The 14656-nt window shown below is 74.7% G+C and carries 14 protein-coding genes; 5 read left to right on the top strand and 9 right to left on the bottom strand.

All coding sequences use genetic code 11. The annotated features are described in order from the left end of the window. Positions 1–20 precede the first annotated feature (20 nt). The 3 genes from ACFWE1_RS15360 to ACFWE1_RS15370 all read right to left on the bottom strand — a co-directional run bounded on the left by ACFWE1_RS15360 (position 21) and on the right by ACFWE1_RS15370 (position 4704). The gene (locus ACFWE1_RS15360; RefSeq protein ID WP_376934277.1) at positions 21–2714 is read right to left on the bottom strand and encodes a phosphoenolpyruvate carboxylase; all 2694 of its coding nucleotides are present in this window, start codon (positions 2712–2714) and stop codon (positions 21–23) included. Positions 2715–2840: 126 nt separating this feature from the next. Continuing rightward, positions 2841–3512 carry a LuxR C-terminal-related transcriptional regulator gene (locus ACFWE1_RS15365; protein WP_376934278.1) on the bottom strand — a complete coding sequence of 224 codons (672 nt, stop codon included), beginning with the start codon at positions 3510–3512 and terminating at the stop codon, positions 2841–2843. Continuing rightward, positions 3505–4704: a PspC domain-containing protein gene (locus tag ACFWE1_RS15370; protein ID WP_376934279.1), complete on the bottom strand. Its 1200-nt coding sequence runs from the start codon at positions 4702–4704 to the stop codon at positions 3505–3507. The genes ACFWE1_RS15365 and ACFWE1_RS15370 overlap by 8 nt, the downstream gene beginning before the upstream one ends. Before the next feature lie 115 nt (positions 4705–4819). On the opposite strand from ACFWE1_RS15370, the gene ACFWE1_RS15375 reads away from it, so the two are divergent. Both ACFWE1_RS15375 and ACFWE1_RS15380 read left to right on the top strand, forming a co-directional pair. After that, complete coding sequence (locus ACFWE1_RS15375) at positions 4820–6466, top strand: PspC domain-containing protein (protein WP_376934280.1); 1647 nt, start codon at positions 4820–4822, stop codon at positions 6464–6466. Then, a complete protein-coding gene (locus ACFWE1_RS15380; RefSeq protein WP_376934281.1) occupies positions 6463–6954 on the top strand; it encodes a hypothetical protein in 492 nt (163 codons plus the stop codon). Before ACFWE1_RS15375 ends, ACFWE1_RS15380 begins: the two co-directional genes overlap by 4 nt. Here the strand turns inward: ACFWE1_RS15380 and ACFWE1_RS15385 are convergent. From ACFWE1_RS15385 to ACFWE1_RS15410, 6 genes are all read right to left on the bottom strand, one after another. After that, positions 6882–7253, bottom strand: a complete 372-nt coding sequence (locus ACFWE1_RS15385) for a hypothetical protein (RefSeq protein WP_251203613.1) — start codon at positions 7251–7253, stop codon at positions 6882–6884. The genes ACFWE1_RS15380 and ACFWE1_RS15385 overlap by 73 nt on opposite strands. 52 nt (positions 7254–7305) lie before the next feature. After that, positions 7306–8496 carry a UDP-N-acetylmuramate dehydrogenase gene (locus tag ACFWE1_RS15390; RefSeq protein ID WP_376934282.1) on the bottom strand — a complete coding sequence of 397 codons (1191 nt, stop codon included), beginning with the start codon at positions 8494–8496 and terminating at the stop codon, positions 7306–7308. Continuing rightward, positions 8493–8942 carry a MaoC family dehydratase gene (locus ACFWE1_RS15395; protein ID WP_376934283.1) on the bottom strand — a complete coding sequence of 150 codons (450 nt, stop codon included), beginning with the start codon at positions 8940–8942 and terminating at the stop codon, positions 8493–8495. The genes ACFWE1_RS15390 and ACFWE1_RS15395 overlap by 4 nt, the downstream gene beginning before the upstream one ends. Continuing rightward, positions 8942–9388 (bottom strand): MaoC family dehydratase N-terminal domain-containing protein, encoded by a 447-nt coding sequence (locus ACFWE1_RS15400; RefSeq protein WP_376934284.1) that lies wholly within the window; start codon positions 9386–9388, stop codon positions 8942–8944. Before ACFWE1_RS15400 ends, ACFWE1_RS15395 begins: the two co-directional genes overlap by 1 nt. A gap of 34 nt (positions 9389–9422) precedes the next feature. Beyond that, positions 9423–10049 (bottom strand): DUF937 domain-containing protein, encoded by a 627-nt coding sequence (locus tag ACFWE1_RS15405; RefSeq protein ID WP_376934285.1) that lies wholly within the window; start codon positions 10047–10049, stop codon positions 9423–9425. A gap of 110 nt (positions 10050–10159) precedes the next feature. Next, complete coding sequence (locus ACFWE1_RS15410) at positions 10160–10774, bottom strand: TetR/AcrR family transcriptional regulator (protein WP_376934286.1); 615 nt, start codon at positions 10772–10774, stop codon at positions 10160–10162. Between the two features lie 178 nt (positions 10775–10952). Between ACFWE1_RS15410 and ACFWE1_RS15415 the strand changes: the two genes are divergently transcribed. The 3 genes from ACFWE1_RS15415 (at position 10953) to ACFWE1_RS15425 (ending at position 14555) form a co-directional block, all read left to right on the top strand. Continuing rightward, the gene (locus tag ACFWE1_RS15415) at positions 10953–12230 is read left to right on the top strand and encodes an MFS transporter (protein ID WP_376934287.1); all 1278 of its coding nucleotides are present in this window, start codon (positions 10953–10955) and stop codon (positions 12228–12230) included. Next, positions 12227–13849, top strand: a complete 1623-nt coding sequence (locus ACFWE1_RS15420) for an amidohydrolase (protein ID WP_376934288.1) — start codon at positions 12227–12229, stop codon at positions 13847–13849. The genes ACFWE1_RS15415 and ACFWE1_RS15420 overlap by 4 nt, the downstream gene beginning before the upstream one ends. Positions 13850–14057: 208 nt before the next feature. After that, the gene (locus ACFWE1_RS15425) at positions 14058–14555 is read left to right on the top strand and encodes a hypothetical protein (RefSeq protein WP_376934289.1); all 498 of its coding nucleotides are present in this window, start codon (positions 14058–14060) and stop codon (positions 14553–14555) included. Positions 14556–14656: the final 101 nt, after the last annotated feature.

Below are 14656 nucleotides of genomic sequence, written 5' to 3' on the forward strand. Positions count from 1 at the left end.
GAGCTCCCGCGGGCGCCGGGTCAGCCCGTGTTCTGCAGGCCGGCGGCGATCCCGTTGACGGCGAGCAGCAGCAGCCGCAGCTCGTGCTCGTCGGGCGTCGCGCCGGCGCTCTGCTCCTCGCGGACCGCACGGAGCGCCCGCAGCTGCAGCAGGGACAGCGCGTCGACGTAGGGGCTCCGCAGCCGCACCGCGCGCTGCAGCACCGGCTGCTCGGCGAGCAGCTCGTCATGCCCGCTCGCCCGCAGCACCCACTCGCGGGTGAGGGCGAGCTCGTCGAGCACGAGGGCGGCGAGGTCCTCGTGGTCGCCGAGGGCGAGGTAGCGCTCGGCGAGCCGGTCGTCGGCCTTCGCGAGCGACATCTCGACGTTGTCGATCATCGAGGCGAACAGCGGCCACTCCCGGTACGCCCGGCGCAGCAGCTCCTCGTCGCCGACCGCGGCGAGCGCGGTGCCGAGCCCGAACCAGCCGGTGAGGTTGATCCGCGCCTGCGTCCAGGCGAACACCCACGGGATGGCCCGCAGGTCCTCGAGCGAGGACACCGAGAGCCCGCGGCGGGCGGGCCGGGAGCCGAGGGCGAGCAGTCCGACCTCCTCCATCGGCGTGACCCGGGCGAACCAGGGCGCGAAGCCCTCCGCCTTGACGAGCGCGAAGAAGCGGGCGCGGGAGGCCTCGTCGAGCCGCGCCGCGAGCCCGGCGAAGCGCGCGGCGGCCTCGCGGTTGCGCTGCTCGTTCTCGGGGCTGCCGGCGAGCAGCGTGGCCGCGGCCATCTGCTCGAGGTGGCGGGCGGCGATGTCGGGGTCGCCGTAGCGGGCGAAGATGACCTCGCCCTGCTCGGTCACCTTGAAGCGGCCGTCGACGGAGCCCGGCGGCTGCGCGAGCACGGCCTCGTTCGTGCGCCCGCCGCCGCGGCCGAGCGCGCCGCCGCGACCGTGGAAGAGGGTGAGCTCGATGTCGTTGCGCTCGGCCCAGGCGGCGATGCGCGCCTGCGCGGCGTCGAGGGCGAGTGTCGCGGCCACGGGGCCGACGTCCTTCGAGGAGTCGGAGTAGCCGAGCATGACCTCGACCGCGCGGCCCGTCTCGGCGAGGCGGCGCTGCACCTGGGGCAGCTGCAGCATCCCGTCGAGGATGTCGGTGGACGCCTCGAGGTCGGCGAAGGTCTCGAACAGCGGGATGACGTCGAGCACCGGGGCCTCGTCACCGAGCGCGGCCTCGGCGAGCCGGAACACGTTCGCGAGGTCGTCGGCGCTCTGCGTGAAGGAGACGATGTAGCGGCGGGCGGCGCGCAGCCCGCCGCGGCGCTGCAGCTCGGCGATCGTGCGGAACACGGCGAGCACCTCGGTGGCGAGCTCGCTGCGCTCGGCGTCGGGCCCCGCCTCGGCGAGCTCGGCGAGCACCCGGCGGTGAACCTCGGAGTGCTGGCGCACCTCGAGCTCGGCGAGGTGGAAGCCGAAGGTCTCCACCTGCCAGACGAGCCCCTGCAGCTCGCCGTTCGCGCTGCGGTGGGCGCCGGCCGCGGCGAGCGAGGCCTGCACGAGGCGGAGCTCGGTGAGCAGCTCCTCGGGCGAGCCGTAGGCGAGGCTCGCGTCGCCCTCGCGGGTGGCGCGGAGTCGCGCGGCGATGACGAGCAGCACGCGGCGGTGCGGCTCGTCGGGCGCGCGCGTGCCGATGCCGGCGGTCACCTCGGGGGCGAGCCGCTGCTGGGCGGCCCAGAGCTCCTGGACCTCGGGCGAGGCGGGCGTGCCGTCCTCGGCGAGGGTGAGGCTGCGGCCGACCCGGGTGGCGGCGCGCTCCAGCCCGAGCAGCACGTGCTCCGCGGCGATCCCGGCGGCGGCGGCGGTCGTCTCGGCGGTGACGAAGGGGTTGCCGTCGCGGTCGCCCGCGATCCAGCTGCCGAGGCGCACGAACGCGGGGGCGACGGCGGGGGCGAGCCCGGCCTCGCGGCCCTGCAGGCGGTCGTCGAGCTGGCGGTACACGCGCGGCACGACCTCGAACAGGGTCTGGTCGAAGACGTTCATGGCGCTGCGCACCTCGTCGAGCGGGGTGGGCCGGGTGGTGCGGATCGGCGAGGTGCGCCAGAGCACGTCGATCTGCTCGGCGAGGCGGCGGTCGAGCTCGGCGGGGTCGGCGGCCGGGGCGAGCCGGAGCAGCTCCTCGCGCTCGGCGAGCAGCTCGCCGACGCGGCGGATCGCGGAAGCGACGGCGCGGCGCCGGGCCTCGGTGGGGTGGGCCGTGAGCACGGGGTGGAAGCGCAGCCGGCGCAGGCGTTCGGCCGCGGCATCCTCGCCGATCTCGGCGACGAGGTGGTCGTAGGCCGCGCCGAGCGACTCGGCCGGGGCGTCGCGGTCGCCGCCGTCGCGGGCGCGGAGCACGCGCACGCGGTGGTGCTCCTCGGCGAGGTTCGCGAGGTGGAAGTACACCGTGAACGCGCGCGCCACCTCCTCGGCGCGCGCGGGCGTGAAGGCGGCCACGAGGGCCTCGGCGTCCTCGAGGGAGGCGCCCTCGCCCTCGTACGCGGCGATCGTGAGCGCGCGGAGGCGTTCGACGTCGTCGAGGAGGGCGGGGCCGCCGGCCTCGGCGAGCACCGTGCCGAGGAGGCTGCCGAGCAGGCGCACCTCGGCGCGGAGCTCGTGGTCGATGCGGTCGCTGACGGCCTCACGGGCGCTGGGGTCGTGGTGGGCTGCGGCGGGCTCTGATGGGAAGGCGGAGCTGGTCACCCTGCGACCGTACCCGGATTCGCGTGACGGTCACATTTCGTCACGTCACATTCCGCGACCCGCGGGCCGCGATCCCGAGTTGCCCGACTTTCATGAAAGTTGGGCAAGTCGGGGTGGGGGGGGGAGTCAGAGCAGGCGGCGGGCGGTCGCCCAGGCGGTGAGCTCGTGCCGGCTCGAGAGCTGCAGCTTGCGGAGCACCGCCGAGACGTGCGTCTCCACCGTCTTCACCGAGATGAAGAGCTCGGCGGCAACCTCCTTGTACGCGTAGCCGCGGGCGATGAGCCGCATCACCTCCTGCTCGCGCGCCGAGAGCCGGTCGAGCTCGTCGCCCGCGACCGCCGTCTCGCCGACCGCCGCGCCGAAGGCGTCGAGCACGAAGCCCGCGAGCTTCGGCGAGAAGACCGCGTCGCCGGTGGCCACGGCGTGTACCGCCCGGCTCACCTCGCCACCGGAGGAGCCCTTCGTGATGTAGCCGCGGGCGCCGGCGCGGATGACGCCGACGACGTCCTCCGCCTTGTCCGAGACGCTGAGGGCGAGGAAGCGCGTCGCGGGCAGCTCGGGCGCGGCCCGCCGGATCACCTCGGCGCCGCCGGTGCTGCCGGCGGGCACCGCGAGCCCGGGCAGGTGCACGTCGAGCAGCACGACGTCGGGCGCGGTCTCGACGACGACGGCGAGCGCCGACTCGACGTCGTGCGCCTCGCCGACGACGTCGATCGAGGCGTCGAGGTCGGCCTTCAGCCCGGAGCGGAAGATCGAGTGGTCGTCGACGACGACGACCCGAACGGATGCCTCAACCACGCGTTCCCCCTTCGCCCGGCGCCGCCGCCGGCATCCGCAGTCGCACCTGGGTGCCGACGCCACCGACGCCCGGGCCCACCTCGGCCTCGCCGCCCGCGCGGCGCATCCGGCCCACGATCGACTGCCGCACGCCGAGCCGGTCGGCGGGCACGTCCTCGAGCGAGAAGCCCTCGCCGCGGTCGCGGACGAAGACCTCGACGGCGTCCGGGCGGCCCTCGACGTAGACGGAGACCTCGCCGCCCGCGTGCCGCGCCGCGTTCAGCATCGCCTCGCGGCTCGCGGCGGCGAGCTCCCCGGAGGCGCGTTCGCGCTGCTCGCCGACGACGACCACGTCGACGCTCACGGGGTACTCGATCTCGAGCACGGCGGCGACTTCGCGCAGCTCCGCGCCCAGGTCGCGGTCGGGCACGGCGTCGCCGGCGAAGAGCCACTCGCGCAGCTCCCGCTCCTGCGCCCTGGCGATGCGGGCGACCTCGCTCGTCGCGCCGGCCCGGTTCTGGATGAGGGCGAGCGTCTGCAGCACGGAGTCGTGCAGGTGCGCGGCGATCTCGCTGCGCTGCTCCTCGCGGATGCGGCGGGTGCGCTCCTCGCTCAGCTCCCGGAACCGGGTCACGAGCGTCGGCGCGTAGACGAGGGCGATGCCCGCCACCGCGGCGAGGGCGACGGCGAAGACGGGCCGCGGCGCCTCGCCGGCTGCGGGCCCGAAGACGATCACGACGGCGACGAGGGCGAGGGCGACCGTCGCGACGATCCGCACGGCGAACTCGTGCCGCGGCCCCCGGTCGGGATCGGGCCGGTCGAGGAAGCCCGCCCACGCGGCTGCCGCCACGATGAGCCCGACGCCCGCGAGCGCGGGCCAGAACCAGGCGGGCCCGCCCGTGGGCGGTCCGCCGGAGACGGCGGCGAGGCCGAGCGGCACGGCGGCGGCCGCGAGCAGGATCCAGGCGACGGGCGCGCGACGCTTCGGCGCCTGCTCGCCCGGCTGCCAGGGCGTGAGCGCCCAGAGCCAGAGGTAGAGCTGCAGGCCCGCCCCGCCGACGAGACTCGTCAGCGCGAAGCCGAGCCGCACGAGCGCGACGGGCCAGCCGAGGTGCTCGGCGAGGCCCGCGGCGACGCCCGTCGCCACGCAGTCGCGCGGGCGGGCGAGGCGGGGGACGACGCGGTCGTCGCCCGCCGCGGGGGCGGTGCTCATGCTGCAATCCAAGCAGACCGTGGCGTCGGCTCGACCGCCCCCGGAGCCTCGTTCAGGGTCGAATCAGGGGTTCACCCCATCGCGGGCGGCGGACCGGGTACGCGAGCATCGAGGCATGGAGACGAATCGCACCGCTCCCCACGACGCCGAGACGCCGCGGGACGAGCAGGGGGAACGCACGACCGGCGGCCGGGGCAGCGGTGGCGGAGCGGGCGGTTCGGCTCCGAACGGCGGCCCGGGCAGCGGCTTCTTCGCCGATCTGCGCCGGGCCGGGGTGCCGCGCCGCGAGGGCTGGATCGGCGGCGTCTGCGCCGGCGTGGCCGCCCGGATCGGCCTCGACCCGATCCTCGTGCGCGGCATCGTCGTCGTGCTGGCCGTGCTCGGCGCGCCGTTCCTCCTGATCTACGCGGCCGCCTGGCTGCTGCTGCCCGACCTCGAGGGGCGCATCCACCTCGAGCAGCTCTTCCGCGGGGTCGTCGACCCGGCTCTCGCCGGCATCGCCGTGCTGACCGTCGTCGGGATCATCCCGCTCGTGCAGGGCGGCTGGCTCGGCTGGCGCTGGTGGCCCGATCTGCCGTCGCTGCCCGACCCGCTGTTCGGCTTCGACCTCTCGGTGCCGCTGCGGCTGTTCTGGGTGCTGCTGCTGCTCGGCGGGCTCGCCGCGCTCGTGGTGTGGCTCGTCCGGCGCGCGAGCGCCACCGGCGGGGTGGATGCCTCGGCCCGGGCGGCCTCGGCGCCAGCCGCTCCCGCCGACACCGGCGCCGGGTCCTCGGCCGCCCCGGCTGCAGCCGAGGCATCCGTCGCGCCCGAGGCATCCGCTGCCGCGGCGACGAGCGCCGCGTTCGCCGGGGAGGCGCCGCCCGCGCCCGCGCCGCCGCCCGCTCCCCCGCTCGAGCCCAGCCCGGACGCCTCCGGCGAGGAGCTCGGCGCCTGGCGGCAGCGCCACGACGCCTGGCGCGCCGAGCACGCCGAGTGGCGCGCCGGCCAGGCCGAGGCCGACCGCCGCGCCCGCGCCGCCGCCGCCGAGGAGAACCGCGCGCAGGCCCGTGAGCTCATGGCGCGCGCCGACGCCGCCCGCGCCGCCCGGCGGGCGAGCCGCCCGCGCGCGAGCGCCGCGTTCGTGTTCACCGCGCTCGGCCTCGCGATCGTGGGCGGCGCGGTGGCCGCGATCGCCGCGATGTCGAGCACGAACACCGACGGCTTCGCCGTGCCGCTCGCGCTCGCGACCGCCGTCTGCGTGTTCGCCGCGGCGATGGTGATCGCCGCGCTGCGCCGCCGTCGGAGCGGCTGGCTCGCCTTCTTCGCCTCGGCCACGACCCTCGTCATGCTCGCCGCGACCGCGATCGCGGCGGTGCTGCCCGAGGGCCGGCTGATCGGGCCGAACGCCTCGATCTCGCTCTCGACGCCGCAGCGCCTCGTGCAGCCGGTCGGCGACGCCTACCTGAGCCTGTACACCCCGCTGGGGGCGCCCGATTCCGCTCCGGTCGTCGAGCTCTCGCAGGGCATCGGGCAGGCGTGGGTGTCGATCGACGAGAGCGACCGGCTGCTGCTCGACACCGCCCGGGCCGGTGGGCTCAGCATCTGGGTCACGGACGGACAGGGCGAGCTCGTGACGCTCGGCCCGGACACGAGCGGCGGCCCCATCGTCGTCGGCGGGCCGGGCGGCGTGGCGGACGACGACGCCCCCATCGACGCGAAGCTCGTGCTGCACCAGTGGACGGGGTCCGTGTACGTGGACATCCGATCGGAGATGCAGGAATGACGAAGCCGACCCCGGACCGCGAGTCCGAGACGACCGCCGAGCCGGAGGAGACCGCCGTGACCGAGGTGCTCGCGCCCGCGGAGACCGCGGAGACCGTGGAAACGCTGGTCCTCGCGCCCGAGACGCCCGCAGCGCCCGAACCGGCCGTCGCCGAGCCGGCCGACGCTGCCCCGGCTCCCGTCGAGGGGCCCACGATCCGCTGGGGCGCGCTCGTCTGGGCGCTGCTCTTCCTGACGATCTCCGGCACGACGATCTGGCTGCTCGTCTCGCCCGAGCGGCGCGACGCCGTGGGCGACTGGCTCGCTTCGGTGCATCCGCTCGTGCTCGTGCTCTCCGGCGTCATCGCCGTCGGCGTCGTGATCGCGCTCTTCGGCGTCGTCGGGCTGATCCGCCGCGGCGAGCGCGCCCGGCGCGGTCACCAGGCGGCGGGCAGCTCCCGGTCGCCGAGCGGCGTGAGCTCCGGCGGCATCGGCCACGCCAGCTCGTAGCGCACGAGCGGGGCATCGATCGCGCCGAAGTCGTCCTTCTTCACGACGATCCCGCGGGTGCTCACCTCGGTGATCCGCACGCGCAGCTCGGTGCCGTTCTCGAGGCGCAGCACGTACGGGTCGGCGAGGTAGCGGATGCCGAGCTCCTCGAGCAGCGTCTCACCGTCGAGCCAATCGACGGCGCCGCCGTGCTCGCGCCCGAGCAGGTCGACGGGAACGAAGCCCTCGCCCTCGGGGCGCAGCCAGCCGACGAGCTCGCCGTCCGGGCGGCGGTGTTCGATGAAGTCGCTGCGGTCCACCCGCCGAGCCTAACCCGCCTGAGTTCGCAGTTCCGCGCCGCGGACGAGACCGCTAGATCTCGACGCCGACGAGCACGGGCTCCGGGTGCAGCACGATGCCGAACTCGGCCTGCACGCGGTGGCGCACGTAGCGCGCGAGCTCGGCGAGCTCGGCGGCCGTGGCCCCGCCGCGGTTCGTGAGCGCGAGGGTGTGCTTCGAGGACACCGCGGCGCGCGAGCCGGGCAGGGCGAAGCCGCGGCGGATGCCGGACTGCTCGATCAGCCACGCGGCCGAGAGCTTCACGAGCGGCTCGGCCGGCTCGGTGTCGGCGCCCGGCTCCTCGTCGGCGGCGGCGAGCTCGGCCTGCAGCTCGAGGAAGGCGTCGAGCGGCGAGTGCGAAGCGAGCCGCGACAGCGGCACGACCTCGTCGGGCTCATCGGGCTCCAGGTACCAGCGCGGGGCGTCGGCGGGCAGCGTGCGCGCCACCTTCTCGGTCACGATCGGGTTCGTGAAGAAGGAGCCGGCGCTCACCGAGTCGGGGTCGTCGGGATCGAGCACCATGCCCTTCGAGCCGCGCAGGGCCAGCACGGTCTCGCGCACCTTCGCGACCGGCGCGCGGTCGCCCGGCTGCACGCCGAGCGCTGCGGCGAGCTGGGCGTAGGCGATGGGCCGGCCGATCGCCTCGCCGAGCACGGCGCGCTCGGCGGCCGTGTCGTGCAGCTGCACCTCGACGGCGACGACGACGCCGGCGAGCCCCTGCTTCAGCACCGAGGTGCGGTAGCCGAGCTCGAGTTCCTCGGCCGGCATCCAGCGCGGGGCGTCCGCGCCCTCGTCGAGGAACCAGACCCCGAGCAGTGCCTCCGACAGCTCCTGACCGTAGGCGCCGATGTTCTGCACGGGGGCGGCGCCGACGGAGCCGGGGATGCCCGAGAGCGCCTCGAGCCCCGAGTAGCCCTGCGCGACGGTCCACGCGATGAAGCCGTCCCAGTTCTCGCCGGCCTGCACGCGCAGCCGCACCGAGCCCTCCGGGGCGCCGGGCAGCACCTCGATGCCGCTCGTCGCGATGCGCACCACCGTGCCGTCGAAGCCCTCGTCGCCCGCGACGAGGTTCGAACCGCCGCCCAGCACGAGCCAGGGCTCACCCGAACCCCAGACGCCGTGCAGCAGGTCGACGAGGTCGCGCTGCGTGGTCGCCGTCACGAGCCGGGCGATCGGCCCGCCGAGGCGCAGCGTCGTGAGCTCGGCGAAGCTTCCGCCCGTCATCGTCCGCCGCGGTCGCCGAGCTCGACGCGCACCTGCGCCTTGCCGAGCACCGTCTCCTCGCCCACCTTCACGGTGAGGTCGATGCGGGCGACGGCGGCCTCGGCATCCAGCTGGCCGACCTTCGCGACCACCTGCACGACGGCGCCCAGCTCGGGGTCGACGACCACGGGCCGGGTGAAGCGCACCTGGTAGTCGACGACGCGGCCGGGGTCGACCGCCCAGTCGACGACCGGCTGCACGGCGAAGCCCATGGTGAGCATGCCGTGCGCGAGGACGCCCGGCAGGCCGACCGCCTTGGCGACGTCGTCGCGGTAGTGGATCGGGTTGAAGTCGCCCGAGGCGCCCGCGTAGCGGACGAGGGTGTCGCGGGTGAGCGCGAAGCTCTGCTCGGCGACGACGTCGCCGACCGCGAGCGAGGCGAACTCCGGGGTCTGCAGCGCGGCCATCAGTCCTCCCCTCGCACGACGAGCGTCGAGATCGCGGTGACGACGTGCGCGCCGTCGGGATCGGTGATCGTGGACTCGGCGGTCACCATCGCGTGCGCGCCGAGCGACTTCACGCTCGTGACGGCGAGCGTGGCGGTCAGCAGGTCGCCGGCGACGATCGGCCGGCTCTGCACGAACTGCTGGCTGCCGTGCACGACGCGGCTGAAGTCGATGCCCGCGTCGGGCTCGGCGAGCAGCTGCGCGAGCGTCTGCTCCTGGATGACGACCGCGAAGGTCGGCGGGGCGACGACGTCGGCGTAGCCGGCCGCCCGGGCGGCCTCGGGGTCGAGCGAGATCGGCGTGGAGGCGAGCACGGCGCGGGCGAACTCGCGCACCTTCTCGCGGCCGACGAGGTACGGCGCGGTCGGCGGGAACTCCCGGCCGACGAGTTCGGGATTCACGGACACCCCGCCAGTCTAGACGGGCGGGGTGTCCGGAGACTCAGCGCTTGCCGCCGCCGAGCAGCCCGCCGAGACCGCCGAGCAGGTCGCCCAGGCCGCCGCCCTGCGCTTGCGAGCCACCGCCCGAGCCGCCGCCGAACAGGCCGCCCAGGAGGCCCCCGAGGTCGACGCCGCCGGCCGAACCGCCGGAGCCGGAACCGCCGCCGCCGAGCAGCCCGCCGAGCAGGTCGCCGATGCCGCCGCCCTGCGTCTCGCCACCCGCGGACTTCTTGGTGAACTGCTGCGCGAGGAAGCTCAGCACGATCGGGGCGAGGATCGGCAGCAGCTTGCCGATGAGGTCGCCGGCGCCGCCGCCCTGCTTCTGGTCGAGGGCCTGCACGACCTGGTCGGTGTTCTGGCCGAAGACGTTCTTCACGATCTTCTTGCCGTCCTCCTCGTCGACGTCGTCGAGGTTCACGCCGCCCTCGACGAGCGAGGGGTCGTGCTTCTGGACGGCCTTCTGCAGCGAGGCGGCGCCCGCCTGGTCCTGCGCGTTCGCGCCCATGCCGGCGAGGAGGGCGGGGAGCGCCTGCTCGACCGCCTGGCTCGCGGTCGCCTCGTCGACGCCGAGCTTCTTCGCGATGTCGCCGATGGGAAGGCTGCTCATGAGCTCGTCGAGTGCTGCCATTGGTGCGTCTCCTTCTGGCGCCCCCGGGCGGGGCGTCCCGCGTTCACGCTAGCCGGACGGATGCCCCGGGCGGAAGAGCCGCCGCCGCACGGGATACCTCAGGCGCGGCGTCAGCGCGCGGCGAGGCGGGCGAGGCGCACGTGCAGGGAGTCCATCAGCAGCTCCAGCCCGACGTCGAACACCCGGTCGCTGCGTTCGGCGCCCGTCGGCCCGGCGTCGACCAGGCGGCCGAGGGTGCGCGTGGGCTGCTGCGGCAGCCAGACCACCTCGGGCCCGGCGAGGTCGAGGCCGAAGCCGAGGGCGAAGCCGTCGAGCACGGCGACGATCGTGAGCACCTCGTCCTCGGGGAAGCCCGCCTCGAGGAGGGCGGTCGCCACCCGGTCGTAGGAGGCGATCACCCGGTCGGAGGTGATCGTCTTGCCGACGAGCAGCGGCACGATGAGGGGGTGCGCGGCGTACATGCGGCGCTGGGCCCGCATGACCGAGACGACGACCGTCTCCCAGTCGCCCTCGGGGGGCTCGGCGAGGTAGCGCACCGTGAGCCGGTCGCGGACCAGCTCGATGATCGCGTCCTTGCCGTCGACGTGGTTGTAGAGCGACGAGGGGGTCACCCCGAGCCGGCGGGCGAGCGCGTTCACCCCGAAGCCGTCGCCCGAGTCGATGAGCTCGATCGCGGCGTCGGCGATGCGGTCCTCGGACAGCAGCGGCACTCTGGGGCGCGGCATCCGCCCCTCCTTTCGGCGTCGCGGACGATCCGAACGAGGCTACACGCTCGGATCGCGGACTCCCTCTTCCCAAGCTGGACGTCCGTCTGCATAATAAACGAACGCCATTCATTTATGGTCGCGGCCGAGCCGCTCCCCCGCCCCGCACACCGCCGTGCCAGACTCCCCCGGAGACCCAATGTCGAACTCCGATCTCGCCTCGCGAGTCCCGCTCCGCCTTCCCAGCGCGAGCGCGACCTTCGCCATCGCCATCGCCGGCTACCTCGGCGTGAACCTCTCGCCCTACATGATCGGCGCGCTGCAGAGCTCGCTCGGCGCCGACGTGCTCACCGCGAGCTGGATCGTCACCGGCGCCCTGCTCGCCACCGCGATCGTCGGCCTCGCCATCGCCCCGCTCTGCGCGGGCCCGCGCCGGCGGCTCGTCGCACGCGCCGGGCTCGCGCTCGGGGTCGTCGGATTCGGCGCCGCCGCGCTGCTCCCCCTCCCGGGCGTCGTCGTCGGCGGGCTCCTGCTCGGCGGCGCGGGCGCCGGCGGGGCGGTCGCCGCGGCCGGCGCGGCCCTCGCCGCCTTCCGCAACCCCGACCGGGTCGCCGGCTTCAACGGCCTCGCGAACCGCGGCATCATCACCGTCGTGTTGGCCGTGCTGCCGGTGATCGGCCTCGCGCCGCTCGAGGTGTTCGGTGCGCTCGCGCTGTTCTCGCTCATCGGCCTCCTGCTGAGCGCCTGGCTCCCCGCCGCACCGGTGCACGGGCCGCAGGCGGGGGCCGCCGTCGCCGAGGCCGTACCGGTGGAGATCCCACCGACCGGGCACATCCGTCAGATCCCGGTGCGCAGCGCCGCGACCACGCGCGCGGTCACCATCGCCGGCTTCACCCTGCTCGTCACCTTCGCGCTCTGGGCGGCGAGCGAAGACTCGCTCTGGGCGATGGCCGGCGTCATGGGCACCGAGCAGGCCGGCCTGACCCCCGAGGGCCTCGGCATCGCGCTGAGCGGCGCGACCACCGGGGGGCTCCTCGGCTCGCTCGTGCTCACGATCGTCGGCGACCGCCTCGGCCGCGCGGCCCCCCTCGGCATCCTGCTCGTCGCCGGCGGCGCGCTGAAGATCGCCGAGGGCTTCGCCGCCGACCCGACGACGTTCATCGTGCTCTTCGTCGCCTGGAACACGATCTACGCGCTCGCCTTCATGTACTTCGTCTCGACCTCCGCCGCGCTCGACGCCGACGGCCGCTGGTCGGGCCCGCTGCTGGCCGTCTACCTCGTCGGCTCGAGCCTCACGCCCGTGATCGGGGCCGCGCTCGTCGAGGTGCTCGGCTTCCAGGGCTTCGCGATCGCGCTCGGCATCGCGAGCTTCGTGCTCGCCGTGCCGACCGTCGCCGTCGCCCGTCTGTCCACCCGGCTGCAGCGCGAGGAGCGCGCCGCCGAATCATCCACCACCACCGAGGAGGTCCCCGCGTGACCCGCACGCTCTACACCAACGGCCGCATCTTCACCGCCGCGGACGGCGGCCCCACCTGGGCCGAGGCCATCGTCGTCGAGGGCGACACCATCGCCTACGTCGGCGACACCGAGACCGCGGCGGCGGAGGCCGGTGACGCCGCGACGCGCATCGACCTCGGCGGCGGCCTCGTCGTGCCCGGCTTCGTCGACGCGCACACCCACCTCGTCATGATGGGCGACGCGCTCGGTCGGGTCGGCCTCACCGACGCCCGGAGCGTCGCGAGCATCCAGGAGCGGCTGCGCGCCGCCCGCGCCGCGGCCCCCGACGCACCGCGCCTGCTCGGCCGCGGCTGGCTGTTCGACTCCGTGCCCGACGGCAAGCCGACCGCCGCGATGATCGACGCCGCCGTCGCCGAGGTGCCCGTCTACCTCGACGCGAACGACTACCACTCGTGCTGGGTGAACAGCGCCGCGCTCGCCGAGCTCGGCATCACCCGCGACACCCCCGACCCGATCGGCGGGCGCATCGGCCGCGACGCCGACGGCGAGCCCAACGGCATGCTCTACGAGACGGCCGCGCAGCAGCACGTCTGGTCGTTCCTCGCCGAGGCCACGACGGACGCCGACCGCGACGCCGCCGTCGAGCGCACGATCGCCGCCTACCTCGCCGCCGGCGTCACCTCCGTCGTCGACATGGCCTTCGACGAGCTCGGCCTCGCCGCGTTCGAGCGCGCGGCCGCCCGCCGCGGCGGTACCCTCCCCCTCACCGTCATCGGGCACTGGTTCATCGAGAACACCGGCGACGACGAGCAGAACCTCGCCCAGGTGGCCCGCGCCGCCGAGCTCGCGGCCCGGCCGTCGAACCCGACGCTGCGGGTCGGCGGCATCAAGCTCGTGCTCGACGGGGTTATCGACGCGTGCACGGCGGCGCTGCGCCTCCCCTACGCCGACGGCTCGAACGCCGAGCCGATCTGGCCGCTCGAGCGGGCGAAGCCCGTCGTCGCCGCCGCGGACGCCGCCGGCCTGCAGATCGCGCTGCACGCGATCGGGGATGCCGCGAGCGACCTCGCCCTCGACGCGATCGAGCACGCCGTCGCCGTGAACGGCGAGCGCCCGCGCCGGCACCGCATCGAGCACCTGGAGTACGCCGCGCCCGAGACGCCCGCACGGATGGCCCGCCTCGGCGTGACCGCCTCGATGCAGCCCGTGCACACCGACCCGGCGATCTGGGACAACTGGGCGGCGATGCTCGGCGACGAGCGCGCCGACCGCGGCTGCGCCTGGCCCGAGTACACCGAGGCCGGCGTGCGCCTGGCGTTCTCGACCGACGCGCCGACCGCGCCGTACGAGGCGCTGCCGAACATGTTCATCGCGGCGACCCGGCGCTCGGCCCTCGACGACTCGTTCCCGCCGAATCATCCGGAGTTCGCGGTGCCCCTCGACGAGGCGATCGTGCACGCCACCCGCGACGCCGCGGCCTCCTGCCTCGAGGAGCACCGCCGCGGCAGCCTCGCCGCCGGCCTCGCCGCGGACTTCGCCGTCGTCGACCGCGACCCCTTCGCGCTCGGCGAGGACTCGCTGCTCGAGGCGCGCGTCGTGCGCACCGTCGTCGCCGGCCGCATCGAGTTCGAGGCCTGACCCGCTCCGCCCTCTCACACAACTCAGGAACATCCCGGGGTTATGCCCCTCGAGACATCCGCCGATCCGCGGAATCCCGGGGATCGCCGCACGGGCGTTCCTGAGTTGGTGTGATGGGAGCGGCGCCTATCCTGGTATTCCAATCGAGGCGTTCGCGGCGCCAGGCATGCCAGCTGGAGTTCCCGAACGGTGAGGAGGCAGGGATCTGGTGAGGGTTCATTCGGGGGATCTGGCGAGCGAGAGCGGGCTGCTCGAACGGTTGCTCAAGCTGCCACGGCCCGATCGCCTCGTCGCCGATGCCGCGACCCAGTCCGGTTCGACGACGACCTTCTCGCGCATCGAGCTGGATCGGTCACAGGAGTTCTGGACGCTGAGCGATGCCGGTTCCGGGCGACTCATCGCGTCCTACTCGGGAGGGCTCTACCGCTCGCCGGATTCCGCCCGAGCCACCACGCTGACCGGCTCGCTTCCTTCCATCGCACTGAAGATGCTCTTCATCGAGCACCTTCCCCTCTGGGGCCGATCATGCGACGACTGGCGGCCGCTCGCGGTAGACGACCACGCGCCCGATGCGCTGCTCATCACCATCGAGCACCGGAACGACCGCGAATTGCGCGGAACCGTCACCATCGATCGATCGCTCGGCATCGCCAGAAGCCTCGTTCGACCCAACGGCGTCACCCGCATCGAGGCCAGCGAGTGGTGACTGGATCACCGCACCGGCGTTCCTGAGCTGTCAGGAACGGACCCGACCACGAACGGAGCCGCCCCGCCGAGTGTCGTCGGCGGGGCGGCTCCAGTCTGTGC

It is taken from the genome of Agromyces sp. NPDC060279 (assembly GCF_042726785.1).
Lineage (GTDB): Bacteria > Actinomycetota > Actinomycetes > Actinomycetales > Microbacteriaceae > Agromyces.

What these genes read in the sequence shown, in the direction of transcription:
- ACFWE1_RS15375 (WP_376934280.1), top strand. Translation starts at nt 4,820, where the DNA reads ATGGAGACGAATCGCACCGCTCCCCACGACGCCGAGACGCCGCGGGAC.
- ACFWE1_RS15415 (WP_376934287.1), top strand. Translation starts at nt 10,953, where the DNA reads ATGTCGAACTCCGATCTCGCCTCGCGAGTCCCGCTCCGCCTTCCCAGC.
- ACFWE1_RS15380 (WP_376934281.1), top strand. Translation starts at nt 6,463, where the DNA reads ATGACGAAGCCGACCCCGGACCGCGAGTCCGAGACGACCGCCGAGCCG.
- ACFWE1_RS15395 (WP_376934283.1), bottom strand. Translation starts at nt 8,942, where the DNA reads ATGGCCGCGCTGCAGACCCCGGAGTTCGCCTCGCTCGCGGTCGGCGAC.
- ACFWE1_RS15370 (WP_376934279.1), bottom strand. Translation starts at nt 4,704, where the DNA reads ATGAGCACCGCCCCCGCGGCGGGCGACGACCGCGTCGTCCCCCGCCTC.
- ACFWE1_RS15410 (WP_376934286.1), bottom strand. Translation starts at nt 10,774, where the DNA reads ATGCCGCGCCCCAGAGTGCCGCTGCTGTCCGAGGACCGCATCGCCGAC.
- ACFWE1_RS15390 (WP_376934282.1), bottom strand. Translation starts at nt 8,496, where the DNA reads ATGACGGGCGGAAGCTTCGCCGAGCTCACGACGCTGCGCCTCGGCGGG.
- ACFWE1_RS15405 (WP_376934285.1), bottom strand. Translation starts at nt 10,049, where the DNA reads ATGGCAGCACTCGACGAGCTCATGAGCAGCCTTCCCATCGGCGACATC.